The following is a 25,746-nucleotide window of genomic DNA, read 5'->3' as shown; positions in this document are numbered from 1 at the left end:
ATGTCGAACGAAACGAAAACCGTTCCCCGTCCTGCCCGCGGCCTGGGCTTCAAACTACTGATCGTGGCTGGCTGCCTGATGATCCTGTTTGCGATAATGGTTTACTGTTTCTTTCTGCTGCTGCTAGGAGTCGTCTATCCGTTTCGCGTCGGGTATCACCTGCTGGCCGGCTGGTATCTGTATCTGCAGCGCGCGGGGAACAGCTTGAGTAGTTCTCCTACGCAGATCGTCTGGTGTGTCGTCATTCTCGTTTTCATAGGCGCCGTCCTGCATCTGTTATTAAAACGTGGCTATCGCCTGCGATTTCAGTCAGAGAATTCATCCGCAGTCTGGCAACCACGGTGGACCTGTACCATCCTGGCGTTGTTGCTGCTGCTGTTGGGCAGCAGCTTTGCAGTGACCGAGCTGACGCAACAGGTCTGGGCGCTGGCTACCAGTCAGGAACGAATCTCATTCGCGTTTGACAGTCAAGGCGGCTGGAAGCGCGAGCTGTCCGGCGATCAACTCGCAGAACTCGGGCTGGCGCTGCACAGTCACCAGGATGTCTATGGGCACTTTCCGGCAGGGGGCACCTTCGATCAAACCGGTCAGCCACAGCACAGCTGGCTCACACACCTGCTCCCCTTCCTGGGGGAAGAGCGGCTCTATCGTCAGATCGACCTCGACCAGCCCTGGTCAGCCGACGCCAACCGTAGCCCTTTTCAACAGCCCTTGTACTACTGCCTGAATCCCGGTCTGCGGGAGACCTACCGCGGGGGAACCGAGGGCGAACCGACTTCCGCAGGCTACCAGCCCGCGCAATACGCGGCTAACTCGCATGTCATGAATGCGAATGCGGCGCCGGGTTTCCAGGAGATCAGCGACGGCAGTTCGAATACGCTGCTCGCAGGAGAAGTGAACGCGCAGTTCAAGGCCTGGGGTGATCCAACCAACTTCCGCGATCCAACGCGGGGCATCAACGCTGACCCGCATGGCTTTGGCGGTCCCTTTCAGGGCGGTGCCCAGTTTCTGATGGTCGACGGCTCCGTCCGTTTCATCAATGAAAACATCGATCCTGCCATCCTCAAAGCCCTGACAACACCCAATGGCGGCGAACCGGTGGGGGAGGGGAGTGTGGCACCATGACAGATGACTTCCACAAAACCGGGCGAGATGTTGCAGAGACGGAGACCGCCTGGGGCTATCGTCTGACGCGGCTGGAAACGTTGGTTCTGATACTGATCCTGATTGCCGTGCTGGGATTTTTCCAAATCATGTTTCCACTGCTCCTCGGGTTCCTGTTCCTGACGGGTTGGGCCGTTTACCTCTGGCGGTTCCTCTCCCTCTGGACCTTTACGGTGCCGCAGTTCCTCTGGTTTTGTGGTCTGCTATTAGCGGTGGCACTCGTCGCACACTTTTTGCTGAACGGTCTCTACCGCCGGTTCCAGTCTACCAAAGTTGACCATGTACAGACTGCCGTGACAACAAACTGGGAGAAACGCTGGACGGCCTCACTCCTGATACTCGTTCTGAGTCTCGCGGGTTTCAGCTTTGCACTGCTGGGACTGAAACACACGGTTCAGGAACTGGTGACCACAAACGAGAGACTGCTGCTGGTTCACAAGGGAAGGGGCAGGTACCGTCGCAATGAAACCCGCTACCATCTCAAGCAGTTGGGCCTCGCGATGCACAACTATCACGAGACGATGTCCCGTTTCCCTCCCGGCGGAATTTATGATCGTGCCGGCCAGCCGCAGCACAGCTGGATCACACAACTGCTGCCCTTTCTGGATCAGGCCTACCTGTATAACCAGATCGATTTCGAGCAACCCTGGACAGCACCGGAAAATCGGCCGCATTTCGAGAACAGGTTACCTGTCCTGCAAAACCCGAAGTTAAACTATGATTATCAGCCGGGCGATCTCAGGCGAGACAAAGAGCACCGCCTCAAGCCGGCACATTATGCCGAGAATTCCCATGTGTTCAATGTGAATTCGGGCCCGAGTATTCAGGAGATCAGAGACGGCACTGCGAATACACTACTGGCAGGCGAGGTGAATTCTCAAATCAAAGCCTGGGGTGATCCGACCAACTTCCGCGATCCCACACGTGGTATCAACGCCGACCCTCAAGGATTCGGCAGCCCTTCAACAGGCGGCGCCTATTTTCTACTGGGAGACGGCTCCGTCCGTTTCATCAATGAAGACATCGATCCGGCCATCCTTAAAGCACTGGCAACACCCAACGGCGGTGAACCAGTGGGGGAGTATTAAGCGATGCAGGAAAACAGCGCCACCAGCACAACGGAAACACAACCGTTGACTACACTGCAGCGGTTCTGGGTCGCGCTGGCAGGCGGCCTTATGTTGCTCGGTCTGACTCTCGGCCTGGGACTATTCTTTCTGCCGCAGACAGTGTACGCACTGATGATCGGCTGGATCAGTTATCTCTGGCGCGTCGTGCCCACGTTGACCCTTTCAATTTCAGGGACACTCTGGTTCCTCTGCACCCTGAGTCTGTTCCTGATCGGAGTCCATCTGGCGGGCAGAAAACTGTATCGAGGAACGCCGACCACTGTGAATCGGACTGAGTCAACGAAGGGCGTTTCGCGGTGGAGACTCCGCTGGACAGTGACCCTGGTCAGCCTGTTACTGGTTCTGATCACCTGTGGCATCAGTCTGATTGGAATCTCGCATCAGCTGTGGTGGATGGCTGCTGGAGATCAGAGGGCTCTACTCAGAGAGCGTCCCCTCTCCCTGTTTTATCCGGTTGCTTTCATCGAAGGTCAGAGACGTCGGGTTTCAATTTACCATCTCAAGACAATAGGGTTCGCATTGCACAATTATTATGATGAGCATCACCAGTTCCCGATAGGGGCAACCGTCGATGCGACCGGCAAACCACAGCATGGCTGGACGGTGCAGATTTTACCCTACCTGGACGAGAGGGATCTGTTCCAGCAGATCGACTTCAATCAGCCCTGGACGGCCGAGGAGAATCGTCAGGTTTTCGAAACGCGGCTCCCCGTACTGGAGAATCCGGGCTTGAACTACGACTTTGAACCGGGAGACATTCAACAGACTGACCGCTCAGGTTACAGGCCAGCGCATTACGCGGCCAATCAACGACTGCTGGGCCTCAATGGCGGTCTGAGAATCCGCGACATCAAGGATGGCACATCACATACGATCATGGGAGGGGAAGTCAAAGCGGGCATTCGAGCCTGGGGCAATCCCCTGAATATCCGCGACCCTGCGCGGGGCATCAACCAGGGACCTGAAACGTTCGCAGGGCCCTTTGGACCCGGAGCCAATGTCCTGTTCGCGGATGGTGGTGTTCGCTTCCTTTCCGAAGACATCGATCCGGCTGTGCTCAAGGCGCTGAGCACTCCTGACGGTCGGGAAGTGCTGGAGGAAATTCCATCTCCGTCAGGAAACACGAAAGGAGGGCAGCATGAGTACTGAATCAGAACCTTCTACCAAAGTACAGCGCGCCTCCCTGTCTGCCATGGCACTGGTGACGTTCTTTTTTCTGGTCTCTTGCGCGGGAATGGCTTTTCTCGTTCAGACACTGTTTCAGCTGGGAACCGGCTGGATTCCCTATCTGAAACGAACCCTGCCCACGCTGACCGTTTCGGCTTCCGGCGTGTTATGGTTTCTGTTCTGTCTGGCCCTCTTCATAACTGGACTGCATCTGGCCTGCCGGGGTGTCTATCGTGGGAAACAGGAAACAGCGGCCGCAGAGGAGAACCAAGGCTGGCAACTGCGCTGGTCGTTCTCACTGGTGATACTACTGCTGGTTCTGGTAACCAGTGGCATCTGTCTGATCGGCGTTTCGCATCAACTCTGGTGGATGGCGACCGGAAAAGACAAGCTGGTGTATCAGGGGGGCATGACTGCCGCCCGTCGCTCGTTTTCCAAAAATAATCTCAGGCAGATCGGTCTGGGCCTGCATCTTTACGAGGACGCGCATGACCGTTTACCCGACGGAGGCATTTTCAGCGAAACGGGTCAGCCTCAACATGGCTGGGTGGCGCAGCTGTTGCCTTTTATGGATCAAGAAGACCTGTATCAGCAGATCGATTTTCACCAGCCCTGGACGGACGAAGTCAACCGTAAAGCTTACGAAACCAGGTTGCCTATGATGGTGAGCCCGGGGATGATGTCTGATTTTATTCAACAGAAAGTACCGCGGGCAGACAACGATCGTTATCCACCCGCCCACTACGCCGCCAACAGCCGCGTGCTGGGTATCAATTCCAGAATGAGTCTGCGCGATATCACCGATGGCACTTCCAATACCATTTTCGCAGGGGAAGTCAGAGAGGGGATTCGTGCCTGGGGAAGCCCCCTCAACTATCGCGATCCCGCACGGGGGATCAATCAGCAGACAGACAGCTTTGGCAGCCATTTCATTGTAGACAGCAAAACCGGAGCGCAAATGCTGTTCGGTGATGGATCGGTGCGATTCGTTTCTGATGACATCGACCCCGAAATACTCAAAAGGCTAAGTACGCCTGCAGGTGCTGAAGTGACCTGCGAGGAATGGATGGAGGGGAAACCGATGACAGGCAGGCAGAACAGACATGATTGAAATCGTCCGCATCCCGCATACGTATCCGCCACACTCGGAAGAGAACTACCGTTTCGAGGGATACTTCATCTTTATCGTCGTCCTGCTGATCGGCTTGCCGATGCTCTGCATGGTTCCGGTTCTGCCTCTGCTCTATGTGTGCGAACGCTGGACCGGGGAGGAGAACCTGTTGCTGAATCGGCTGGTACTGCTCGGTGCCGCCGGCCTGGGCCTGGTAGCGGGATTCTGGTATCTGCTCAAACTCCGTGCCGAGGACCTGCAGCGCTGGAAAACCAGGCAGGAAAGTCGCCAGCGGGATGCCACGGATAGCGTGGCGGAACAGGTGACGATCCGCAATATTTACCAGTACTGGTCGGTCACATCCTACGAGCCTGCGGCCGGGTTTTTAATCCATACCCGGGAAGGTGAGTGGTTCTATCTGTTTGATCAACGACTGGATGATTTTGAAGAAGATGCCTTTCCCCGCAGTGAAGTCACGCTGCTGCGAGCTCCGCATACCAGAACCATTCTGGAGATCAAGTCCGCCGGGGATGAGGTCGATTTCGTGGATTTCGTAGAAGATGAATTCATTCATGAGCATGGCGGCGATCACGGGTTCGGCTCATTGGAGCCCACGGTCTGTGAGTCACTAAAGCCGGACAGAGACCAATCAGAAAGGTGATACAAGACTGTGGTAGATCGTCTGCTGGCCATTGGTGATATTCACGGTTGTCTGAACGCGCTGGAGTTGCTGCTCGACATGAACACACTCTTGGAAGATTAAACCGTTTCCCGCAGCTGGTAGAACGAGTTGACTGCCGGCTGCCCGGTAAAATTCGGCCCCGCCTGATCCGAAGCACCCGCGTAACGACAGGGAAAGCGGATGTCTTGCTGTCCCGTGCAGGTCACCAGGTGTGTCCGCGAATGGTATTGAAAGAATCGTCGCCTTAGAAATTCCCGTTTGTCTGCAGTTGTCCATGTCCCCTCGACGGTTTGCAGATTCTCCAGATCCAGGTGAGCCAGGAACTGGCCTTCGGAAGTAAGCCAGCCCGCGGCGCGGGCCAGTAGCGAAAGTTTATCGCCCACATAGTGCAGACCATGCACGCAGGTAATCAGATCGAACCGTTCGTCCGTATCCCAAGCATGCAGGGAGGCGGTCTGCAGACGAAGTGCATTCCCTGCGTCAGGGGCAGACAGAAACAGATTCACCAGATCGATGCCTCGAATCTGAACCTGTTTGCCCAGCCCCGCTTGTTGGAAATGTTCGTAAGCCTGAATCAATGCCCGTCCCGATCCACAGCAGAGGTCCAGCCAACGCACGGTCTGTCCTGCCTGGATTTTCTCAGTCAGAAATTCGAGGGGATTGAGTTTCAGGTCGGCGGTGTAGCTGTTGGTCCCCGTGATTTCGCGTTCGCGATTCATGCGGCAGTTCGCAGCCACGTCCGACCATTCAAGTTCTTCATCTGTCAGCAGGCTGCGTTTTTTCTCAGCGGTCATTTCTTAATCTGTGCTTCGAGTTCACGATACTCTTTTTTCAGATTGACATTACCGAGTTCGGGATAGAGCAGGCGGGTCACGCCGATCAGTTTTTTCGCTGCGTCCGTGTCTCCCGATTCATACAGGGAGCGAATTACATGCAGGCGTGCATCGAGCCAGGGGATGGTGCCCGCTTTCTCGGCGGCTTCCAGATCGCGCCATTTGGGAATTGCCTGTCGCAGACATTCCTTGGTGCCACACCGTTCGAGCAGCAACGCGACCTGCCTGATCAGCGCGGTGTCGCGGGGCGACTGTTTCAACAGGCTCTGGTAATACTCCAGGGCGCGGATCGGTCGATCGACGGCGAGATAGGCTTCCGCCAGGCAGAGGTCGAGCTGTCGTGCCTGTTGTGGCGTGAGTTCATCGCGACGATTGGCCAGCTTCTCGGCCGACTGCAGTTGCAGCATGCCCAGCTCCCTGCGGACCGACGGGCTGAGATCCAGATCAATCTGCGAAACCCCGTTCAACACGGAGAGCAGCTCGCTCGTCCCCGCGTTCTCCAGGCTGGCCACCAGCGAACGTGCTTCAGACGGTTTTCCCTGACCGGCCAGCGCGATGATCTGCAGCCGGAGTGCCTGGCTGGAAATCCGATTCCAGCCCTGGATGGCCCGGGTCGTCTGGGCTACGCTCTCGGGCGATTGTTCGCTGTTCCGCTTCAGTTCTTCCGGCTTGGTCTCCGCGGTGTGGATGAGCAGATCCAGCAGGCGATGTGCTTTGTCGTATTCGGGAGGCGAGTCATTGAGATAGATCCGCGTCAGCCTAAGTGCGATTTCGGACTGCGACAGCAGGATGGCGTCATCGCTTTCCTGGGGATAGCGTGCCAGGTATTTTTCCAGCACGTCCATCGCCTCCTGTCGCCAGGCACGCGTCGGTTTATCGAGGGCGGCGAGTCTGAGCAGGATCTGTTCGTAACAGCGGGCGACACCCAGGTGTGCATCGGCTGCTTTGGGATGATTCTCTGGAATTTCTGAATAGAGGACGAGCGCCTTGGAGTACTGCAGGCGGGACTCCTCCAGTCGGGCCAGCATCCAGCCGGCTTCGTAATAGGCCTTGTCCATCGAAAACATCTTGCGCACATTTTCCAGCGCGTCAGTGTAGGCCACGCGACGCGACTTAGTGCGGTTCTGCGAATAGAGCTGACCCAGGCACCAGGCGGAGAGCAGACTCGCATCGGAGGCTTTCGCCACCCCGCTGAAGCGTTGTGCCAGCGACTGGAACTGCTCAGCCGCTTTCGCATACTCTTTTTGATTGAGCTGCAGCGAGGCACTGGTGAAACCCAGCTCGAAGGCGAGATCGGTCTTACCTTCTTCGGCCGCCTGCTTGGCTGTTTTGTCGTAAGCGGTAATCGCTTCGGGAATTTTGCCTTCCGCGTAGAGCAGCTGGGCACGTTGCAGACTGTCTGACAATCGGCTGCCATATTCCTGGATCTGCTCCTGGCGACTGACCAGCAGCTTCGCCCGTTGTGACCAGTAACCCGGGTGGGCTTCGGCGAGTTGTGCCGACCTTTGTTGAATCTGTCGCCAGAGCTCGTCGGCGAGTTCCTGCTGTTGCTGATCGGCGGCGATGTGGTGCAGCTTCAGCAGGGCATCGATTTCCAGGAAGCCGAGCTCACTGGAGTAACGGCCCTGTTTCTGTCGGTGCTGGATGATCTGAGTGGCTGCCTGCTGGGGCTTATTCTGGGCGAGTAGAATCCGCATCGATTCGAGAAACACAGACTCATCCAGATAAGGTGGGTGCTGGTCCTTGACCAGTCCCTGAATCGCACGCTCGGCGGCATCGGGATCACCTTCCAGGCGTTCGCATTCGATGAGCGCCAGTCTGCTTTCCCAGGTGATCTTCAGAGTCGTCGCGCGGCGGGCCAGCGGTTCCAGCCAGGTCCGGGCCGCAGAGAGACTCATTTTCCGTTTGGGACTGTCGGGGTGATACAGGCCCGCCAGCAGCATGTCGGCCCGTGCGATCAGCAGCTGATACTCAAGCAGGCTGTCCCGTACCGTGGCGACGGGGAGCACTGTAAAATCCTGTTTAGCGCCCGCTTTGTTGAGCAACTTCTGGATCTGCTGTTCTGAGAGAGTCAGCTGACTGACGGCTCGATCCAGCGCGTCGATGGCGCTGTCGCGAAGCGATTCATTCTGTGGTATCGCCTGTGACTGCCAGTAGAGCAGTGATGCCTGCAGGAAGGTAATCCGCGCGCGCTCGGCCCGAAACACCGGCAGGTCCGACCAGCGGGGATAATCGCGTTCGATCTGCGCGATGGTCTCCTCGGCCCGTTTCCAGAGTTCGGGTTGTTCGGAGGGAGTGGCAGCACTGGCGTGGGCGGCCAGCGTGCGGATCAGCTCGAGGGAATAACGGGCCCGCTCCGGATCTGAGAGACGCTGCCGGGACAGTTCGTTCAGACAGAAGCCTTCTGCGATGCCAAACAGGTGGCGGGACCTGAGTCCTTCAAAATAGGTGCGCGTCGGATCCTCAGCCTGGCAGAGACCATTGAGCGTACAGAGCAGTATGATCCCGCAGAGCCATCTGCAGAGCGCACCGGTTCTGCGCGGTGTGTTGGCAGAGCGGGTGGCATGTGGTGATCGCTGCGGCATGAACTCAATCGAATTAGAACAGGGAAATCAGACGAGAGGACCGGCGAAGGTATTCCTTCTACAGGTCATCATATACGGAATGCTCCAGTTCTCCCAGAGCTGATTTTCTGCAGCAGACCTCCTCGAACAGTGGCTGCTTAATCGATTTTCGGGACTTTGGTATTCCGCGGCAGTTCCGGTAGTGTAATCAGGTCGGCACCTGCATTGGTCCGGTCCACGGCGGTGATCGTCGGGCTGCCATCAGTGGGTTGCGTGAACTGAAGTTGTGCGGTCTGCAGCTCGGCACAGGGTGACTTGATCAGTTTCTCACGATCGGCGAGCCAGGGGATGCGCATCTGCAGATTGTTGACATCGGAAGAGAGCCCCCAGATGTCTTTCCAGTCCAGTGCGTCGAGTGACAGTGCACCGGTGGTTCCCTGCTGAGATTGAATCGTCCAGTAGGTTTCGAAGCGGTCAAAGTAATTGTTCGAACCACGCCAGGTCAGCAGCTTCTGACGGAAATCGTTCTCGTTGGTGTTCCCCTTCATCAAAACGAATGGGGCATCGCTGCGCGAGAAGAAGATATTATTGCGGGAAGAAACATGGAGCGGAATCAGTTCGCGGGGAATCGAGCCGCTGTCCATCACCGCCAGGCCGCGACCCAGCAGGAACGTGGAGTGGTTCAGCACCAGTTCCAGGTGATCCCCTTCCATCGGTTTGTTGCTGCAGCCGACCAGGTCAATCAGTGACTGACCAATCATCAGGGCCGAGTTCGTAATTTCCAGACGGGTGGGGGCTGTCTCGCGCACCGAGAAGGCCTGCCCGTCGCAGCGGAGTACGGAGTTGATGATTTCGATGAACGTCGATTCTTTGACCGGGCGTTTGCCCATCATGGAATCATCGTCGAGGCCCTGGTTGATGGGCTCGTTCATTTCGAAGATGGCAACCTGCTGACTCGTATTGTTTGCACAGGTGACCGTCACCTGATGCAGGCGAATGTCGTGTGCATTCTTGAGCGAGAAGATGGCCCAGGAATCGGTATTCAGATCTTTCACGTCGACCACGATGCTCACATCAAACAGTTCCAGCGAACCGTTGGCGATGTGAATCATGTGTGTCTGATATCCTTCGGCAGGTTCTTCCACAGATTCAAACTGGAGCACCGGCTTGCGGTCTTTCGCAGCCCGGATGCGAACCCGTTTGTTGTTGATGTGAATCGGGGCCTCTTTGCGGACGCCCGTGAATCCCAGTTCGATGATGCTGCCATCTTCGGCAGCGGCACAGGCCGCGTCGAGTGTTTTGAAATCCTGGCCAGCGGTTCCATCCGGATTGATGATCGTGATCGCTGGAATCTCGATCTTCCGGAATTCGTTCGCGTCTTTCCGGGGGAACGGATCCGGTTCGGTCTCGGGTTTCACCTCGGGGGCGGGCGCCAGTGGAACCATAGTCTTCCTGGGTTCCGGAGTGTTGGACATGGCCAGTTGATTCTCGGGCTTGTTCTCCAGCAGGACCTTGTTCGTCACGGGTTTTTCGGTTTCGATCAGATCCTTGATGGAACCGGGAGAAGAGAGCAGGGGCATGTCAAAAATGCCACTCAGCTCCTTGCCGCCGGGTTCATCGAGATTCATCTGAGCCAGTGGAGTTTCGCTGCTGTTGTCAGCCGCACTGTTGTTTTTGTTGTTCGAACTGGTGCCGGCCGGCTGTTTCTCTTTGCCGGCGTCGGTTGATGTTGTCGAAGCGACCGCGGGGTTCTCTGTCAGGGAGCCGACCATCTGCGTGTCGGGTTCGGGCAGAGGCTGACTGGCTTCGGGACTGATCACGTCTGAGCCGTTGTCTGTCGTCGTGCCTTTGGTGCCTGCCTGGGGAGCCGGGTTTTGTGTTACCGTCACGGAACTGGGATCAAGTGATGGATAACGGTCGAGCAGGATCACCACGATCAACAGCACAGCCGCGGTCGCGATCCAGCCGACATGTTTTTCCAGGAAGCTGAGTCGTGAATTCGTGGGAGATGTCCAGACCAGACCTTCGGGGTTCACGCCGCGGAGATCCAGCTGGCCGGCAACCTGCATCAGATGGTACATCAACTCTTCGGGAGTCTGGAACCGTTCGTCCGGATCACTGGCCATCATCTTCTGTACGATGAGTGAGAGTTCGCGTGGAATCTGTTTGTTGATGGTTGCCGGGTCGGGAACGTTCTTGCCCGAGTGATCGAGCAGCTTCTGCAACACGGTCCCTTCGCCGTAGGGAGGTTCCCCGGTCAGCATGTGATACAGCGTGCAGCCCAGCGAATAAATATCGCTCCGCACATCTACGTTCCGGGGATCTTTGGCCTGCTCTGGCGAGATGTAGTCGAAGGTTCCCAGCGTGGTGCCAGCGGTGGTGAGGTCCGCGGAAGCGTTGTCGCTGTCCTTACGTGCCAGACCGAGGTCCACCAGTTTGGCGCGGCCGCCGGGCGTAATGATGATGTTGGATGGTTTAATATCGCGGTGGACCACGCCGGCCTTGTTGATGTGCTTCAGCGCTGATGCGATCTGCAGGGCGTAGTTGACCGCTTCCGCAGCCGGCAGGATTCCGCGTGACTGAATGATCTCGCGGACGTTGGTTCCCTTCACGTATTCGAAGGCGATGAAGTTCAGCCCCTGATCTTCGCCGATGTAAAACACACGCGAAATATTTTCGTGGTCCAGTCGGGCCGCTGCTTTGGCTTCGTTCTGAAAACGTTTGACCGAACCTGCATCCCGGGACTGACCAGGGCTGAGCACCTTGAGTGCCACCACACGATCCAGGCGGGTATCGATCGCGCGGAATACAGCGCCCATGCCTCCCCGGCCGATGCGCTCACGAATGACAAAATGCTCCAGCTCCATGCCGGACGGACTGGTTGTTTCGACTTCCACTTCGGGATCATCCGTGGTGGGAGGAAACAAACGGTTCCAGATGGAAGAGCGGGCCATGTTAGGCTGTGAACCTGATTGCGGACGGTTCGCATCGGGAGCCGGGATCGGCTCCAGCGGACTGATGATGGTCTCCGGACCGTCCCCCTGAGGAACCGGTCGCGCGAAGAACTCGGGCAGCGATTCCTGGCTTGTCATGGATCGTTCTGATTGAGAGTCGGAACTCATGATCTAAGGTTCACTTAAAAATAGCTTAAATTCAACGTTTGAGATGATATCGAAGGCTTTGCCGACCAGGCAACTGCGTTATCCAAATTCACAATGATTGTTGGAAAAGAATGCCCGCTCAGAGCGCCTCTAACGGCACCTGCTCAATCACAAATTGCGTCTGTTAATGCAAAATAAACTTAACCTGTTTCAAGATATGTGGTTAAGCGCTTTAAGTCGTATTCGGACTCGATTCAGCTCGTATCAGACTCAGACTGGTATTAGTTAGGAAATGAATAAAAAATAAGAGCTGCTTCTATTTTACGTGTTTGAGGCTCAATTCGTTCTGAGAAAAATCGGATTTCGGCGATTTTTCAACCAAATTCTCAGGGGGCGGTCTCAGTTCCCGCAGCAGACGGGGAGCAGCACGACTTGCAGAGTTGAGATGTTCTCCCGCAGAACAATGCGAAGACTCTCAAAGCAGACGCCGATAACGGCGAAGTTGGCTGGCCCGTCTGATATGCGATCAGAATTCAATAATCTTCGTTTTGTATTCCTTATGAAAGCCAACCTTGTCGATCTTGAGGCCGAAGTTTTCCCCAATTTTGACCGCTTCACCCAGGCAGTAAACCTGGTTGTTGATATACATTTCCAGGGGATCTTCGCAAGCTTTGTCGAAGGTGATCAGCGAGCCCGGGCAGATGGACAACAGCTGGTTCATCTCGATCTTTTTGGAGGCCAGTTTCACAATTGCCTGCACGGGCAATTTGGTGATGCGGTTCAACGGGTTTTGACCACTGGACAGGGATGCCGCGGGAGCAGCCGCAGCCGTTGCTTTCTCAGCAGACTGAGTGGCGGCCGGTTCAGGCGCCGGATCGGGTTCCGCGGATGCGGTTTCTGCAACTGGCACGTTCGTCAGGGGCCAAATTACAGGGATCACAGCACTCGGGCTCTGGCCGTCACTCTCTTCTGCTTCGGTTTCCGATTCACCCGGAAACACATTCAAGCGCAGTAATGCTGCCCAATCGGCGGGAGCAGCCTGCATGACTTCATTTAATAAACTCTCAACCGCGTAAGCTCTAAACTCTTCAGCTTCCCCTGCATCCAGCGGGATCAGGTTCATGGACCATTCCATCGACAGCGTCTGCAGGCGTGAAGACTGCGACTCTCCCGGGGACGTGTACCAGTCTGGTAAAGGCAGTCCTTCCGGGATCAGACCCAGCATTGCCTCGTCGCCAATGCGAAATAAGACAACCAGGCCCGGACCGCGAAACGTGTCGTCCAGCTCTTCGGGAGACCACATGCCCGACTCACCCAGCTCGATTCGATAGCTGGTATCGAAACACTGATTGAGAGAATCGGAAATCGCGGCCATACTTTCACCCGCCTGGGCAAAGATGGCTTCGACATTCTCCTGGCTGAAGCCCGACATTTCTGCTTTACAAAGTCCTTTAAATTGATAACTTGTTCATCAACTCAGACACGTTGATGATTTTCAGGAATCAGGATTCCTTAGATCATACAATCGACTACTTAAAATTCAGTTCTTCACTCAAAATCGGCAAACCTCGTTCATTCGGAAAAGATTGACACCTTTTGAGCCCCGGAGAACAGATTATTTGATCTGCGTGGCCCCGCTCAACGTTCCTGAACCTGCCCTTTAACATCAATTATGCCAGACGCTGGCACTATTTAAGGATATCAGCATGCAATGCCACGAAGTTGACTACGAGATCTTTGGTTCCGACCTGCAGATTGTGGAAATCATCCTCGATCCGGGGGAATCGGTGGTCGCGGAGGCGGGCAGCATGAATTACATGGAAGACGGGATTCGCTTTGAAGCCCGTATGGGCGATGGTTCCCGCCCCGACGATGGGTTTCTGGGTAAACTGTTCAAAGCGGGCAAACGGATGCTTTCCGGTGAATCGCTCTTCATGACTCATTTCACCAATGATGGTCGGGGACAGAAACGGGTCGCATTCGCCGCCCCCTATCCCGGGAAGATCATCGCCATCGATATGAGTAAGATCGGCGGCACGATTACCTGTCAGAAAGACTCCTTTCTGTGTGCGGCACTGGGCACGGAAGTCACCATGGCGTTTAACAAACGCCTGGGCTCCGGCTTTTTCGGCGGGGAAGGTTTTATTCTGCAACGGCTCAGCGGCGACGGGATGGCGTTCGTGCACGCTGGTGGAACGGTCATCAAAAAGAAACTCCAGGGGGAGACGCTTCGCGTGGATACGGGTTGCATCGTCGCTTTCACGGGGGACATTGATTACAGCATCGAAAAAGCAGGGAACCTGAAATCAATGGTGCTCGGCGGCGAAGGCCTGTTTCTGGCGACGCTTTCGGGACATGGCACCGTGCTGCTGCAGAGTCTGCCTTTCTCACGGCTGGCAGATCGCGTGCTGGCACACGCTCCGTCAGCCGGCGGTTCATCCCGCGGGGAGGGCTCGGTTCTGGGAGGCCTGGGCGATATGTTTGGTGACAGCTGAGCCTGTCTTTACAGACGTTTGGAACTTTCACGGCAGACTGAAACACGGAATCAGGGGAAAGGAAAGGTGGCATGAATCGCAGACATAACCGAATGACCAATGTCGGCCGCAAGCTGGTGATGTTCCTCGGATTTCTCTTTATCTTCGTGGGTTACATTTTAGCTTATGAGAAGGGGCTTCCGCTGCTGGAAAGAGCCAAGGCCAGCAAAACCTGGCCGACCGTGGAAGGGGTCGTTCTGGAATCGCGGGTCGAGTCGCATCGTAGCAGCAATTCCAGTTCGTCGACTTACTCTCCCCACGTTGTCTATCGCTACCAGGTGGAAGGGAAAGACTTTGAAGGGGAGACCGTCTGGTTCGGGAACGATGTCTCTACGTCCGACCGTTCCATGTCGGAGGAGACGGTCCGTAAGTACCCCGTCAAGAAAAACATCACCGTCTATTACGACCCCGCGGATCACGCGATCGCGGTGCTGGAACCCGGGGTCTTTAAAACCACGTATTTCTTCTACCTGTTTGGCTGGCTGTTCCTTGGTCTGGGAATCCTGATGGCCAGCAGCGTTCTGTTTCGTTCCCTGTTACGCCTGTTTCGCGGCGGAGCAAATATGCAGACACCGGCAGAGTCTGCCGGTTAACGGGCGGTTCAGGCGGCAGGTAGAAAGCTGGTCTTGCCTGAATGCGGGGACTGAGATATATCGCGTCTTCCTCTCTTTCCCCTTCGTTTTCCCAGGCAGATCCTGAACATGTCGCTCCCAGACGCTCCGCTGAAGCTGCGCCCCCGGTTTTGGGGATTGCTGGCCAGCCTGCTGCTGACCTGCGCCACCGGCTGCGCAACGACTCCCTATGTCTACCAGCCGCCGCTGATCACAAGCCCGGAACTGGATTTCTCCGAGGAAGAGCCCCAGATTGTGCGTGGCAAACCACGGCCCGTGATTGATGGCATCGGCTGGGTCGTCGGCATCCCCGGGAAAGTTCTGCTCTGGGATCGCCGGATCGATAATCACAAGATCTCCCCCGAAACGGAAGCGGCCATCGCGGACTACCTGGAGAAAAATGGCCTCGATCAGGTTAAGGTACGCCTCAATGAATACGATCCGCTCGGCGAATGGAAGCGGCTCCGTAGAAACAAAGCCGTCGGCTGGGGCTGGCGGTATACTGCAGGAACCTTAACCGCGTTGTCTTATACACTCCTGCCCGGTCGCATCATCGGCGGTGATAATTACAATCCTTTCACGAACACGATCAGCCTCTATTCGGATCACCCCGCCGTCGCCCTGCATGAAGGGGGACATTCCAAAGATTTTGGTGCCCGTAAATGGAAGGGCACGTATGCCGTGGTGACGGCTATTCCCGGAGTCTCACTCTGGCCCGAAGCGATTGCCACCAGCGATGCCTTGAGTTACCTGGAAGCGGAACAGAATTACTCTGGGGAAGCGGATGCCTACGAAGTACTTTACCCGGCGTATGCGACTTACATCGCCGGGGCTGCGACTCCCTTTATGCCTTATAGCGATCTGATAATTAAAGCCGGTGCTGTGATTCCCGGGCATCTGGTCGGACGCTGGAAAGCGCGCGAAGTCCAGCAGGAAGCACTGGCGCGCAAGCAATCCACGTCAGAGATTCAGCAGGTACACTGGGAAGAACCGGCCTCCCCCGCCGCAGCGGAGGGGAGTTCAGATCAGGGAGAGATTCAACAGGTCGGAGGACCGTGAATCAGTTGGAAGGCACGATGGTGGGGCCGCCCAGTTGAGTCAGACGCTCAACCGGTTCATTACAGAGCGGATAACTGCTGGTCGAGGAATTCAGAATATCGGCCAGCGTGGTATCGCCGAAAGCCGTTTCCGTTTCCTTCATGGCGTCATCAAGCTTGCGGTGCAGCGGGCATAAATTCGCACCGTGGCCCTTCAGTCCCAGCGGGCAGGTAGTAATGCGGCAGATCGGATCCACGGCGTTCACAACTTCCAGCAGGCTGAGTTCATCGGGGCGCTTCACCAGCGAAATCCCACCCCCGATGCCACGCTGAGAATGCACGACACTGGACTGCCGCAGGCTTTGCAGCACTTTCGAAAGATACGCCTGGGGAACCTTGGTTGCCTTGGCGATTTGCTCGGTGGTGCAGGGGTTCGGAGCCTGATCCGCCAGGTGAACAATTGCTCGAAGTGCATATTCAACAGTCTGCGAAAACATAGGAAAGTCCTTATAGCTGATAATTGGACATTGATGTCTATTATCGGGTCTGATAGACTCAGTTTCAATCAAATTCTGATAATATTCAGAGTTCTTGTCAGTTTATTATAGGCGTCTCTTCAAAGAGGAAACCTGCATGAAGCACATTGATGAAGAAAAACTGGAAGTTGATCTGTCTTACCGGTTCCAGTATCTCGTGGAATTCATTGGGATTACGGAAGACGATCTGGGTGCCGTTCATGGTGCGGCGGGCATTCTGGCACCTCTGGTACCGGCCCTGGTTGATGCCGTATATGATCAACTCTTCACATATGATTGCACAAAACGACATTTCGTGCCACGCCAATCCGGGTATGAGGGGGAAATTCCCGAAAGCCTCGAAACCCTGACCCTGGACCACGAAATGATCCAGTTTCGCAAACAGCACCTGGCCCGCTATCTGGAATCGCTGGTCACCCGGCCTTACGACGCAAAGATGGTGGAATACCTGGACATGGTCGGCAAAATCCACACCCCCAAGGCAGGCAGCAAAGATCTGGATGTGCCCCTGGTGCAGATGAACGCACTGATGGGATTCGTCTCAACCGCGCTGATCAGCACAATTCTCGGCCTGAATCTGGATCGTGAAACGGAAGTCAAAACCCTGGTCGCATTCAATAAGCTGCTCTGGGTGCAGAACGACCTGATCACCCGCCATTACCAGGCGTAGGGAAGGTGGTGATATCGCGGAAGGACACCCATCTCGCGAAAGATCTAGCGGGTGGGCTTATTCCGCAGGTCCACGCAGGCCAGGTTTCCGGCTGAGTCCCGGCAATAGAGTCGGCCGTCACTCAGCACGGGGACCGTCCAGCATTGATGGTCGAGCACCTTGAAGCGGGAGATTTCCTTAAACGCTTCAGGGGTGGCCTCCGCGGTCACCAGCATCCCTTTATCCGAGAGGATAATCAGCTTGCCAGCGGCGATCAGCAGGGAACCGCAGCCGAAGCCCGCCTCCCGCCATTTGACTTTCCCGGTCTGATGATCCATGCAGGTCAGGCGTACGATGCGTCCCAGGTTCGAGTTGCCGTCCATGCCGTATAAGTGTCCCTGGTAGAGCACACTGTTGTTGAAATGGTTCTTCAGATCCCGATTCGTGTACCGCGACTTCAGTGTTTCATTTTCGAAATCAAGCAGCGCACAGCCTTTGCCATAACCGGAAGAAATAAAGATGGTCTTGCCGGCGATGATGGGGGTGGTGGAATTCGTATCGAAGGGGGAAGGCCAGGCAAACGAAGCGACTTCTTTGCCGTCATCCTCACGGGCGATCGACAGGCAATCATTATTCAGAATTGCCAGGTAACGGTTGCCCTCATTCTCGAACGCGGCCGGAGTGCCATAGCCCGGCATGTAAGCTTTTGATTTCCAGATTTCCTTACCCGTCTGTTTCTCCAGCGCGACCAGACGTCCCGCTTCGACATACAGGCGGTTTCCGCGGATCAGCGGCGAACAGGTAAAACCCCACTCGGGGATCTCCATGTCGTACGCTTTCGGCAGGATTTTCTCCCAGACTTTCTTACCGGTTTCAATCTCAAAGCAGATCAAGCGACCGTCGCGGCTGTTGGTATACAGGAACGCGCCGTCGATGGTGGGGGTCGCCCCCGGACCGCCTGCATTCAGGTTGTCGATCAGTTCCGCGGGATACGATTGCTGCCAGATGACTTCGCCCGTGTCGGCATTCAGGCAGTAAACGGTTTCGTTGCCCTCTTTATGACCCATCGTATAGATGCGGCCATTCGCTGCGGAGATTGAGCTGTAGCCGATACCCACATTTTTTCGCCAGGACACGTTCGGCGGCTCTTTGGACCAGTCGGAGCGCCAGTTGGTCTCTGGGGAGATGCCGTCATAGTTGGGGCCCAGCCAGTGAGGCCAGAAACCAACCTGGGGAGTCGCCTTGGTCTGGGCGTCCTTAAACGAAATCTCCGTGATCACCTCGGGAAGTGGTTCTGCCGAGGAGTTCTGCGCTGCGTCTGCGCGTTGCGTCATCGATTCGGATGTCGCTTCACTGCACGCCCACAGGCTCAGGCCTGCCAGACAGAACAGAAACGGGGTGACTGACTTCATGGGTTTCTCCTTGATGCGAGTCACCCCATTATGCACGGGATCGACTTATTGGGGAATGTCAACTTTGATCCGCAGATCACGCAGCTGATGCGGATCCACTTCCGAAGGTGCACCGCTGAGCAGGTCGGCCGCTTTCTGGGTTTTGGGGAATGCGATGACGTCGCGGATGTTGTCGTTACCGCAGAGCAGCATCACCAGTCGGTCCAGGCCTAAAGCGGCCCCGGCGTGCGGTGGTGCCCCGTATCGCAGTGCCTGCAGCAGGAAGCCGAAGCGTTCTTCCGCTTCGTCGGCTGAGATCCCCAGCAGGTCGAAGACGGTCTGCTGGACTTTCTGATCGTGCACACGGACGCTTCCACTGGCTGCTTCATAACCGTTGATGACCAGGTCGTATGACTGGGCACGCACCTTGGCAGGATCACTCTCAAAGTACTGCACGTCTTCATCGACAGGCTGACAGAACGGGTGATGCTCGGCGTCCCACCGCTGTTCGTCTTCGTTGTAGTTGAGCAGCGGGAAGTTGACGACCCAGCAGCATTTGAAGTCACTCGGATCGTACAGCTTGAGTTCTTTACCCAGGCGGTTCCGAAGTGCCGCGAGGGCAGCGGAGGTGACCGCACACTGGTCGGCGACGAAGAACAGCAGGTCGCCGACTTCGGCGCCCATCGCATCCATGATCTTCTGCTTGTCTTCATCCGAGAAGAACTTGGCGATCGGGGAGTGCAGACCTTCGTCAGTCACTTTGAAGAACGCCAGACCTTTGGCGCCGTACTCACCCACGTACTCAGTCAGACCGTCGATGTCTTTGCGGCTGTAGTTGTCCGCGGCACCTTTGGCGTTCAGGCCACGTACGCGACCGCCTGATTCCATGGTCTTTTTGAACACGGCGAAGTCACAGTTGCCAGCGATTTCTCCGATGTCGACCAGTTCCAGGCCGAAGCGGAGGTCGGGTTTGTCTGAGCCGTATTTTTCCATCACGTCGGCATAGTCATACCGTGGCAGCGGCAGGGCCATTTCTTCGCCCCGCAGCTCTTTCAGGAAGGTCGCCATCAGTCCGTCGATCAGGGTCAGGATGTCTTCCTGTTCGACGAACGCCATCTCGATATCGATCTGGGTGAACTCCGGCTGACGGTCGGCACGCAGGTCTTCGTCACGGAAGCAGCGTGCGATCTGGAAGTAACGGTCGTAGCCTGAGATCATCAGGATCTGTTTGTAGATCTGTGGTGACTGAGGCAGGGCGTAGAACGCACCTTCATGCACGCGGCTGGGTACCAGGTAATCGCGGGCCCCTTCCGGTGTGCTGCGTCCCAGGATCGGTGTTTCGATTTCCAGGAACTGCAGGTTATCAAAATAGTCGCGGGTCAGCTTCATCAGGCGATGACGTACCAGCATCGCGTGCTGCAGACGTTCGCTCCGCAGATCGAGGAAGCGGTAGGTGAGCCGCAACTCTTCGTTGGGCAGTTCGGACGTACCCGGTTCGAACGGCGGTGTTTTACTTTTGTTGAGAACTTTAAGTTCGTGCGCCCGGATTTCGATCTTCCCGGTGGCCAGCTTCTCGTTTTCGCGGTCGTCCCGCAGCACGACTTCGCCGCTGACCTGGATCACATCCTCGGCACGCAGGGTACGAGCCAGCTCGTGCATCTCGGCATCACGATCCGGATTGAACACAATCTGGGTGACCCCGTAGCGGTCGCGGAGGTCGATGAAGGCCAGGCCCCCATGATCGCGACCACGGATGACCCAACCCGCCAGAGTCACAGTCTGTCCAACATGGTCTGTTCTCAGTTCGCCACAGGTATGTGTTCGTAACACCTTACTAAGTCCTTGGTTAGAAAACGTTCGTTCTCAAAAAAAGTTGTGTCGGGGAGCAGCAGGCTCCGGATATATATCGGGAACTGGCTGACAAAGTCAGTTCCGGCCGGCAGACTGATGCACGTTCCCGGTTCTGATCCACCCTGGGCGGACCGGGTTCGCGCAACTGGTGCGCCGGGCTGAAATCAATGACGCTGATCTTATTAGAGCAGACCACCGCCCGCAATGAACAGCAGGCTGATACACCTTACCCCGCCGGTATCTTTTTCCGGATTGTCCGATTATTCAGACTCAATTACAGGGAAAAAGCTCCGGCGGGTGATGTTATGTGCAGTTATCGACGAAATCGCAGACGACCGAACAGACCGCGACGTGGTTGCGGCTGCTGAGCCGGTTGACATTCACAGTTATTTGCAGGAACTGCTTCCGTTTCCGGAACTGGTTTCATCTGGGGTTCAGCAGTCTTGGCAGGTGCTGCCGGCTTTTGAGGCGCGGCGGCGACTTTCTTAGCGGGTTTGGCAGCTGGTTTCTGCTGTGTCACTTTTTTCTTAGTCGCTTTTTTTTTAGTGACATCCACAAACTGCTGGTACGCGTCAGCCACATGACCCTGCTTGGTATCGCCGGAGTGAATGTAGAGACCGTATTTCAGGTTCATCTTTTCACCCGCTTTGAGGTGCTTGTGGTCGGCGGGCTGTTTCTTGTTGGTATAAGCGTGATCGCCGAAGGGGCTGATGGTAAACAGACCGTAGTTACGTACGTGGTAACGGGACTGCTTGTAGTTCTGCGGAGAATCCATCAGGGTGACGCCGTAAACTTTTCCGTTCAGAGGACCGTAGTAATCAATCCATTCGGTGGGCTTACCCCAGGTGTCTTTGGTCCCTTTGACGCCTTTGCTGTTGACGACCGAACCATCTTCTTTTTCCCGCATGCCGTTGGGCAGACGAATTCCGAACAGGCCTTCTTTGGTGTCTTCAAAGACAACTGGCTTCGCACCTGCGGTGAAGGTGATGTTGTAAGTCATCAGACGATTGGCGTAGATCGAGATCAGGGTATTTTCGGTAATGATCGGCTTGTTGTCTTCACCGAGCCACTCGTTGGTGACTTTCATCACAGCCGGATTACCTGAGGCTTTGACGATTTTCACGCCGGTGTTTTTGATTTTGCCTTTCTCGGCCCAGAAGTCGACGGTGTTGACTTCATCGACGGCTACCCAGATCCCTTTGTGGTGCGGGTGATCTTCGGGATCGACGAGCGAACGGGTAATTACGGTGCCGTCAGCAGCGCGGACCGGCGAGAAGAACGGCTTAGGCAGGTCGGCACTGGTGTTGTAGGTCGCAAACGGTTTCCCATCGATGGTGACACTGAATTTGCTTCCATTTTTCTTGATGTCGACGGTACCTTCTGCGGCACCCACAGCGGTCGAGAGGCCGACAAACAGACAGAGTATGCTTAACACGGTTTTCACAGCGAAATTTCCTCAAAAAACAGTCATTCCTGAACGGTTTGTTAATTACTGTCAGTTATTGTGTCCTGAACGGTGTGACTGCGCCAAGTCGCAGGGGCAATTTCAGCGGTTTTTTCTCGAACTGAGGGGAAACACAGTTTGCGAATCACACTTTTAATCTGTTATTCTAGATAACTTGCGACATGTTGAATTTGTGGGCTCTCAGCTTGAAGACTTTTTAGAATAATGACGAAACGAAGACGGACAAGTACAGAATCCAATCTGAAATCTTATCCCGAGAAAGCACGTTCACTCCGCAGTTTTGTGCCTCAGGATAAAGAGCCGGACTGGGAAATCTCACTCTCGGGAGATCTGGGAGACAAGGAATCCGATCTGGTGGCCAGGCTGGTGGACGTCCCGCGTAGCAGTCGAGGGACGATTTACTTCGACTCCCCCGGCGGTTCGGTCTATGCCGGCCTGACACTGGCCAGCCTGATCCGTCTCAGGCAGCTTAATGTGGCTGGCGTGGCACTGGGCGAATGCTCTTCCGCTGCGATCCTGCCGTTTGCCGCCTGTAAACACCGCTTCGTGACCGCATACACCACGCTGTTGTTTCATCCGATTCGCTGGCAGAGCGAAGACGAGGTTCGCCTCGAAGAAGCCGCAGAGTGGGCACGACATTTTAAAGTACTGGAAACCGATTTCGATCGTCTCCAGGCACAGCTGTTTGGTTGCCGACAGAGCGTTCTCGATCGCTGGACGCGCCCCGGACGCTTCGTCTCCGGACAGGAACTGGCCGATGCAGGGCTGGCACAACTCATCGATCCTTTTTCCACCGAAGACCAGTGGAAGGTTATCGAGGCAAGATAGCGAATCTGTAGCAGGCAAACAGCCGGGCTGACGGGAGATTGTTCGATCTCCGGGAACAGGAGCGGCGTGGCCTGCGTCATACAGACCGCGGGTCGCAGGGAATTAGTCGCTCTGCATGTTCCCTTGACCATTTCTAACCTGGAGGGAGTCCGATGAAGTCTACGAAGCAAGTCAAAATCGTTCTGCTGGCAGTCGCCTGCGTCTGGGCCAGCACTTCGCTGGTACAGGCAGACAAGAAAAAATCGAAGTCTGAAGCCATCACCGTCGAGAAAATTCTGAGTGTCTCACACCAGCTGCAGAAATCCAAACCGCCCACGCTGATCCTGGATGTGGTGGGTGAGGTTCCCACCGGCGGTTACACCGACGTGCATCTCGATCGAGCCGTGTATGTCAAACCTCCCGAAGACGGCATTCAGGATTATTATCTCAAGGCCAAACCGCCGACCGGCATCGCGATTACGGTCATTTCGGAGGTCAAAGCCTCGGATGTCTGGACCGATCTGCCCGCCTGGGTCAAAGGAGTTCGCGTACATGGTAAGAACCAGGGTGTCAAAGTCATCCACTTTGACCAGGGGCACGAAATGGAGCCGATTCGCAGAACGTTTACCGGCGTCTCTTCGAAAGGGTCGTTTGAAGAAGCCCTCTCAACCGCGCTGGCAAAACTCAATCGCGCACTGGGTGAAGGGGGCGTGATGGATGCGACTTCCAGCTGGAAAGTCGTCCGTACCTCAGGCCAGACGGGGGGAATCGCCGGTTTGAATCAGATCAAGGTTGTGATCTCAGCCGAACGTCAGCCCCCCTGGCAGAAAGAGCAGTCCCGCAAGCAGGACCGCAAAATCAAACCGGTCGGTAAGAATCAATCGACCAGGGAAATTAAGCCTTTGGCGCAATAATCCCGGTTTCGGGACTGGAGGCCGTGGCGTAGAGCTTGCGGGGAATGCGTCCCGCCAGGTAAGCGTCGCGGCCGGCTTCGATCGCGTTTTTCATGGCCCGGGCCATGCGGACGGGATCCTGCGCGCCGGCGATACCCGTATTGAGTAACACGCCGTCGCAACCCAGTTCCATGGCGATCGTCACATCGCTGGCGGTTCCCACGCCCGCATCGACAATCACCGGATAGTCCGGGTCGTCCTCTTTGAGGTACTCCAGACAGATGCGGATATTGTTCGGGTTCAGAATTCCCTGACCACTGCCGATCGGGCTGCCCGCCGGCATGACCGAGGTCGCCCCCGCGTCCTTCAGACGCTTCGCGGTGATCGGATCGTCGGTGGAATAGCAGAGCACCGAAAAGCCTTCATCGACCAGTTGTTTTGTCGCTTCGAGTGTGGCGACCGGGTCGGGGAGCAGGGTTTTCGTATCACCCAGAACTTCAATTTTGACCCAGTCGGCTCCCGGGTTTTCGAGGCCCCGCAGAATTTCGCGTCCCATCCGCGCGACACGTACGGCATCATCTGCAGAGAAGCAGCCGGCGGTGTTCGGCAGGATCGTGTATTTGTCGAGGTCGATGAAGTCCAGAATGTTCCGGCCGTCGGCGTCGATCAATCGCTCGCGACGCACGGCGACGGTAATCACTTCCGCACCGCTGATTTCCAGGCTTTCCTGCATCAGTTCGTACGTGGTGTATTTACCCGTGCCGACGATCAGTCGGGAGTTCAGATGATGTGTGCCCAGTACCAGGGCCGATTCGGTATCGCCAATTGTTGCCATAATAGTTATCCACCGCCTACCAGCGTTACGATTTCCAGACGATCCCCGGCCTCCAGCTGACAGTTGGCATGTTCTTCACGGGGAATCAGGATCAGGTTCCGTTCAACAGCCAGATAGCGGGGCTGCAGTTCGAGCTGGGCCAGCAGTTCAGCCACTGTAAAAGCATCGGGAACCTCGCGGGGTTCGCCGTTGACCTGAATTTGCACCTGTGCAGCTCCCTGGAAGAATTTCATATCAGACGAAGCAAACGAGAGATCGCGGGAAATCTGATCTTTCTCAAAGATTGTTTGCAAAAAGCGAGTTTAGAAGTGATACTGCCAGTCGTCAAGGAATGGCCCGAATCTGTCAGCCGTTATTTCGCTTCGCAGCGGGATTCGCTTCTGAACAGAAGCTACCACGGCGGCCTCCCGCGGTCACTTTCCGGTTTTCATCGTTTCTTTACAAGTCGTTAATATGCTTCTATATAACTGACGATGGATCAAAACCCCTTACCGCTGTTTGCTTATTTTTGTGGAGATCAGATCAGATGTCGTCGATGCGTTCCGTGTGTTTTCTCGTTTTCTGTGCAGGATTAACTCTCGTGTCAGCCGCAAATCCCCTCTCAGCCGTCGAAATTGTGGGACACCGCGGTGCCTCATTTGATGCCCCGGAGAACACACTCTCCTCTGTGAATCTGGCCTGGAAACGCAACGCGGATGCCGTCGAGATCGACATCTATCTCACCAGCGATGGTAAGATCGTCGCCTTCCACGACAAGACCACCAAGCGGATCGGCGGACGCAATAAGGATGTGGCAGAACAGACGCTGGCAGAACTCCAGACTCTGGACGTCGGTGCCTGGAAGAATGCTCAATACCGCAACGAGCGGATTCCGACCCTCCCGCAGATCCTGAAAACGATCCCCGCAGGCAAGCGGCTGTTCATTGAAATCAAATGCGGCCCCGAAGTTCTGCCGCAGCTCAAAGCCGATCTGCAAGCGTCGGGCAAAGCAGCCGACCAGACGGCACTGATTGGTTTCGACTACGACACGATGCGCAAGGCCAAGCAATTAATGCCCGAGCTCAAAGCCTACTGGGTCTTCAAAGTCAAGCAGAACAAGGTCACCCGCCGTTGGGAACACAACGCCGACTACTACATCCGCAAAGCCAAAGAAGCGAACCTGGATGGCCTGGATGTCGGCTATAACGGGTTTCTGACCGCCGATTTTATTCAGAAATCGGAAGCCGCCGGCCTGCCTGTCTTCGTCTGGACCATCAACGACGTCAAAGATGCGAAAAAGCTGGTAGAGATGGGGATTACCGGTATCACCACCGATCGCCCCGGCCTGATGATGGAAACTCTCAAACAGGCAGAATAACGCCTGTTCCGGGTGCTCTGATAAAGTC

At 55.8% G+C, this 25,746-nt stretch carries 22 protein-coding genes; 12 read left to right on the top strand and 10 right to left on the bottom strand.

Annotated features, from left to right (window positions below):
- From FYZ48_RS20135 to FYZ48_RS20115, 5 genes are read left to right on the top strand one after another with little or no spacing between them, the layout of a single operon-like run.
- Window positions 1-1,125: a DUF1559 family PulG-like putative transporter gene (locus tag FYZ48_RS20135; RefSeq protein WP_187782126.1), complete on the top strand. Its 1,125-nt coding sequence runs from the start codon at window positions 1-3 to the stop codon at window positions 1,123-1,125.
- Entirely contained in the window at window positions 1,122-2,252 is a 1,131-nt protein-coding gene (locus FYZ48_RS20130; RefSeq protein WP_149343682.1) for a DUF1559 family PulG-like putative transporter, read from the top strand. The genes FYZ48_RS20135 and FYZ48_RS20130 overlap by 4 nt, the downstream gene beginning before the upstream one ends.
- A 3-nt stretch (window positions 2,253-2,255) precedes the next feature.
- The gene (locus FYZ48_RS20125; protein WP_149343680.1) at window positions 2,256-3,443 is read left to right on the top strand and encodes a DUF1559 family PulG-like putative transporter; all 1,188 of its coding nucleotides are present in this window, start codon (window positions 2,256-2,258) and stop codon (window positions 3,441-3,443) included.
- Window positions 3,433-4,572: a DUF1559 domain-containing protein gene (locus FYZ48_RS20120; protein ID WP_149343678.1), complete on the top strand. Its 1,140-nt coding sequence runs from the start codon at window positions 3,433-3,435 to the stop codon at window positions 4,570-4,572. Before FYZ48_RS20125 ends, FYZ48_RS20120 begins: the two co-directional genes overlap by 11 nt.
- Window positions 4,565-5,233 carry a hypothetical protein gene (locus FYZ48_RS20115; RefSeq protein WP_149343676.1) on the top strand — a complete coding sequence of 223 codons (669 nt, stop codon included), beginning with the start codon at window positions 4,565-4,567 and terminating at the stop codon, window positions 5,231-5,233. The genes FYZ48_RS20120 and FYZ48_RS20115 overlap by 8 nt, the downstream gene beginning before the upstream one ends.
- A gap of 98 nt (window positions 5,234-5,331) precedes the next feature.
- Here the strand turns inward: FYZ48_RS20115 and FYZ48_RS20110 are convergent, their stop codons facing one another.
- The 4 genes from FYZ48_RS20110 to FYZ48_RS20095 form a co-directional block, all read right to left on the bottom strand.
- Window positions 5,332-6,048: a class I SAM-dependent methyltransferase gene (locus FYZ48_RS20110; protein WP_149343673.1), complete on the bottom strand. Its 717-nt coding sequence runs from the start codon at window positions 6,046-6,048 to the stop codon at window positions 5,332-5,334.
- Window positions 6,045-8,672, bottom strand: coding sequence for a tetratricopeptide repeat protein (locus tag FYZ48_RS20105; RefSeq protein ID WP_149343671.1), 2,628 nt, complete (start codon window positions 8,670-8,672; stop codon window positions 6,045-6,047). The genes FYZ48_RS20110 and FYZ48_RS20105 overlap by 4 nt, the downstream gene beginning before the upstream one ends.
- A 137-nt stretch (window positions 8,673-8,809) precedes the next feature.
- Entirely contained in the window at window positions 8,810-11,743 is a 2,934-nt protein-coding gene (locus tag FYZ48_RS20100; RefSeq protein WP_187782125.1) for a serine/threonine-protein kinase, read from the bottom strand.
- A gap of 535 nt (window positions 11,744-12,278) precedes the next feature.
- Complete coding sequence (locus FYZ48_RS20095) at window positions 12,279-13,184, bottom strand: FliM/FliN family flagellar motor switch protein (protein WP_149343666.1); 906 nt, start codon at window positions 13,182-13,184, stop codon at window positions 12,279-12,281.
- Between the two features lie 268 nt (window positions 13,185-13,452).
- Between FYZ48_RS20095 and FYZ48_RS20090 the strand changes: the two genes are divergently transcribed.
- The 3 genes from FYZ48_RS20090 to FYZ48_RS20080 all read left to right on the top strand — a co-directional run bounded on the left by FYZ48_RS20090 (window position 13,453) and on the right by FYZ48_RS20080 (window position 15,956).
- Window positions 13,453-14,247: a TIGR00266 family protein gene (locus tag FYZ48_RS20090; RefSeq protein WP_187782129.1), complete on the top strand. Its 795-nt coding sequence runs from the start codon at window positions 13,453-13,455 to the stop codon at window positions 14,245-14,247.
- A gap of 71 nt (window positions 14,248-14,318) precedes the next feature.
- A complete protein-coding gene (locus FYZ48_RS20085) occupies window positions 14,319-14,879 on the top strand; it encodes a DUF3592 domain-containing protein (protein ID WP_149343664.1) in 561 nt (186 codons plus the stop codon).
- 108 nt (window positions 14,880-14,987) lie between these two features.
- The gene (locus FYZ48_RS20080) at window positions 14,988-15,956 is read left to right on the top strand and encodes a hypothetical protein (protein WP_149343662.1); all 969 of its coding nucleotides are present in this window, start codon (window positions 14,988-14,990) and stop codon (window positions 15,954-15,956) included.
- A gap of 1 nt (window position 15,957) precedes the next feature.
- Here FYZ48_RS20080 and FYZ48_RS20075 read toward each other — a convergent pair whose 3' ends face one another.
- Window positions 15,958-16,431, bottom strand: coding sequence for an RrF2 family transcriptional regulator (locus FYZ48_RS20075; RefSeq protein WP_145438243.1), 474 nt, complete (start codon window positions 16,429-16,431; stop codon window positions 15,958-15,960).
- A 136-nt stretch (window positions 16,432-16,567) separates the two neighbouring features.
- Here FYZ48_RS20075 and FYZ48_RS20070 point away from each other — a divergent pair, with 136 nt between their 5' ends.
- On the top strand, window positions 16,568-17,140 hold the full coding sequence (locus FYZ48_RS20070) for a protoglobin family protein (protein ID WP_145179854.1): 573 nt from the start codon (window positions 16,568-16,570) through the stop codon (window positions 17,138-17,140).
- A gap of 44 nt (window positions 17,141-17,184) precedes the next feature.
- Here the strand turns inward: FYZ48_RS20070 and FYZ48_RS20065 are convergent, their stop codons facing one another.
- From FYZ48_RS20065 to FYZ48_RS20055, 3 genes are all read right to left on the bottom strand, one after another.
- Complete coding sequence (locus FYZ48_RS20065; protein WP_149343660.1) at window positions 17,185-18,531, bottom strand: outer membrane protein assembly factor BamB family protein; 1,347 nt, start codon at window positions 18,529-18,531, stop codon at window positions 17,185-17,187.
- 45 nt (window positions 18,532-18,576) lie between these two features.
- Window positions 18,577-20,340 carry an aspartate--tRNA ligase gene (gene aspS, locus FYZ48_RS20060; RefSeq protein WP_149343658.1) on the bottom strand — a complete coding sequence of 588 codons (1,764 nt, stop codon included), beginning with the start codon at window positions 20,338-20,340 and terminating at the stop codon, window positions 18,577-18,579.
- 334 nt (window positions 20,341-20,674) lie between these two features.
- Window positions 20,675-21,805, bottom strand: coding sequence for a DUF6807 domain-containing protein (locus FYZ48_RS20055; RefSeq protein ID WP_149343656.1), 1,131 nt, complete (start codon window positions 21,803-21,805; stop codon window positions 20,675-20,677).
- Between the two features lie 225 nt (window positions 21,806-22,030).
- Here FYZ48_RS20055 and FYZ48_RS20050 point away from each other — a divergent pair, with 225 nt between their 5' ends.
- Both FYZ48_RS20050 and FYZ48_RS20045 read left to right on the top strand, forming a co-directional pair.
- Entirely contained in the window at window positions 22,031-22,654 is a 624-nt protein-coding gene (locus FYZ48_RS20050) for a ClpP family protease (RefSeq protein ID WP_145035559.1), read from the top strand.
- 152 nt (window positions 22,655-22,806) lie between these two features.
- Window positions 22,807-23,547 (top strand): hypothetical protein, encoded by a 741-nt coding sequence (locus FYZ48_RS20045; RefSeq protein WP_149343654.1) that lies wholly within the window; start codon window positions 22,807-22,809, stop codon window positions 23,545-23,547.
- On the opposite strand, the gene FYZ48_RS20040 is transcribed toward FYZ48_RS20045, so the two are convergent.
- Window positions 23,528-24,361, bottom strand: a complete 834-nt coding sequence (locus FYZ48_RS20040; protein WP_149343652.1) for a thiazole synthase — start codon at window positions 24,359-24,361, stop codon at window positions 23,528-23,530. The genes FYZ48_RS20045 and FYZ48_RS20040 overlap by 20 nt on opposite strands.
- A 5-nt stretch (window positions 24,362-24,366) precedes the next feature.
- Window positions 24,367-24,654, bottom strand: coding sequence for a sulfur carrier protein ThiS (gene thiS, locus FYZ48_RS20035; protein WP_232104984.1), 288 nt, complete (start codon window positions 24,652-24,654; stop codon window positions 24,367-24,369).
- A gap of 287 nt (window positions 24,655-24,941) precedes the next feature.
- Between thiS and FYZ48_RS20030 the strand changes: the two genes are divergently transcribed.
- A complete protein-coding gene (locus tag FYZ48_RS20030; RefSeq protein ID WP_187782124.1) occupies window positions 24,942-25,718 on the top strand; it encodes a glycerophosphodiester phosphodiesterase in 777 nt (258 codons plus the stop codon).
- The last annotated feature ends 28 nt before the right edge of the window (window positions 25,719-25,746 follow it).

Source organism: Gimesia chilikensis (genome assembly GCF_008329715.1).
Lineage (GTDB): Bacteria > Planctomycetota > Planctomycetia > Planctomycetales > Planctomycetaceae > Gimesia > Gimesia chilikensis.
This window is presented reverse-complemented; position numbering and strand designations above follow the sequence as displayed.

Bases quoted from the DNA above. Each gene is read 5' to 3' on its own strand.
- FYZ48_RS20110 (WP_149343673.1), bottom strand. From the start codon at position 6,048: ATGACCGCTGAGAAAAAACGCAGCCTGCTGACAGATGAAGAACTTGAA.
- FYZ48_RS20095 (WP_149343666.1), bottom strand. From the start codon at position 13,184: ATGTCGGGCTTCAGCCAGGAGAATGTCGAAGCCATCTTTGCCCAGGCG.
- FYZ48_RS20065 (WP_149343660.1), bottom strand. From the start codon at position 18,531: ATGAAGTCAGTCACCCCGTTTCTGTTCTGTCTGGCAGGCCTGAGCCTG.
- FYZ48_RS20130 (WP_149343682.1), top strand. From the start codon at position 1,122: ATGACAGATGACTTCCACAAAACCGGGCGAGATGTTGCAGAGACGGAG.
- FYZ48_RS20040 (WP_149343652.1), bottom strand. From the start codon at position 24,361: ATGGCAACAATTGGCGATACCGAATCGGCCCTGGTACTGGGCACACAT.
- FYZ48_RS20100 (WP_187782125.1), bottom strand. From the start codon at position 11,743: ATGACAAGCCAGGAATCGCTGCCCGAGTTCTTCGCGCGACCGGTTCCT.
- FYZ48_RS20125 (WP_149343680.1), top strand. From the start codon at position 2,256: ATGCAGGAAAACAGCGCCACCAGCACAACGGAAACACAACCGTTGACT.
- FYZ48_RS20115 (WP_149343676.1), top strand. From the start codon at position 4,565: ATGATTGAAATCGTCCGCATCCCGCATACGTATCCGCCACACTCGGAA.
- FYZ48_RS20105 (WP_149343671.1), bottom strand. From the start codon at position 8,672: ATGCCGCAGCGATCACCACATGCCACCCGCTCTGCCAACACACCGCGC.
- FYZ48_RS20135 (WP_187782126.1), top strand. From the start codon at position 1: ATGTCGAACGAAACGAAAACCGTTCCCCGTCCTGCCCGCGGCCTGGGC.
- FYZ48_RS20075 (WP_145438243.1), bottom strand. From the start codon at position 16,431: ATGTTTTCGCAGACTGTTGAATATGCACTTCGAGCAATTGTTCACCTG.
- FYZ48_RS20045 (WP_149343654.1), top strand. From the start codon at position 22,807: ATGAAGTCTACGAAGCAAGTCAAAATCGTTCTGCTGGCAGTCGCCTGC.
- FYZ48_RS20120 (WP_149343678.1), top strand. From the start codon at position 3,433: ATGAGTACTGAATCAGAACCTTCTACCAAAGTACAGCGCGCCTCCCTG.
- FYZ48_RS20080 (WP_149343662.1), top strand. From the start codon at position 14,988: ATGTCGCTCCCAGACGCTCCGCTGAAGCTGCGCCCCCGGTTTTGGGGA.
- FYZ48_RS20070 (WP_145179854.1), top strand. From the start codon at position 16,568: ATGAAGCACATTGATGAAGAAAAACTGGAAGTTGATCTGTCTTACCGG.
- FYZ48_RS20050 (WP_145035559.1), top strand. From the start codon at position 22,031: ATGACGAAACGAAGACGGACAAGTACAGAATCCAATCTGAAATCTTAT.
- FYZ48_RS20085 (WP_149343664.1), top strand. From the start codon at position 14,319: ATGAATCGCAGACATAACCGAATGACCAATGTCGGCCGCAAGCTGGTG.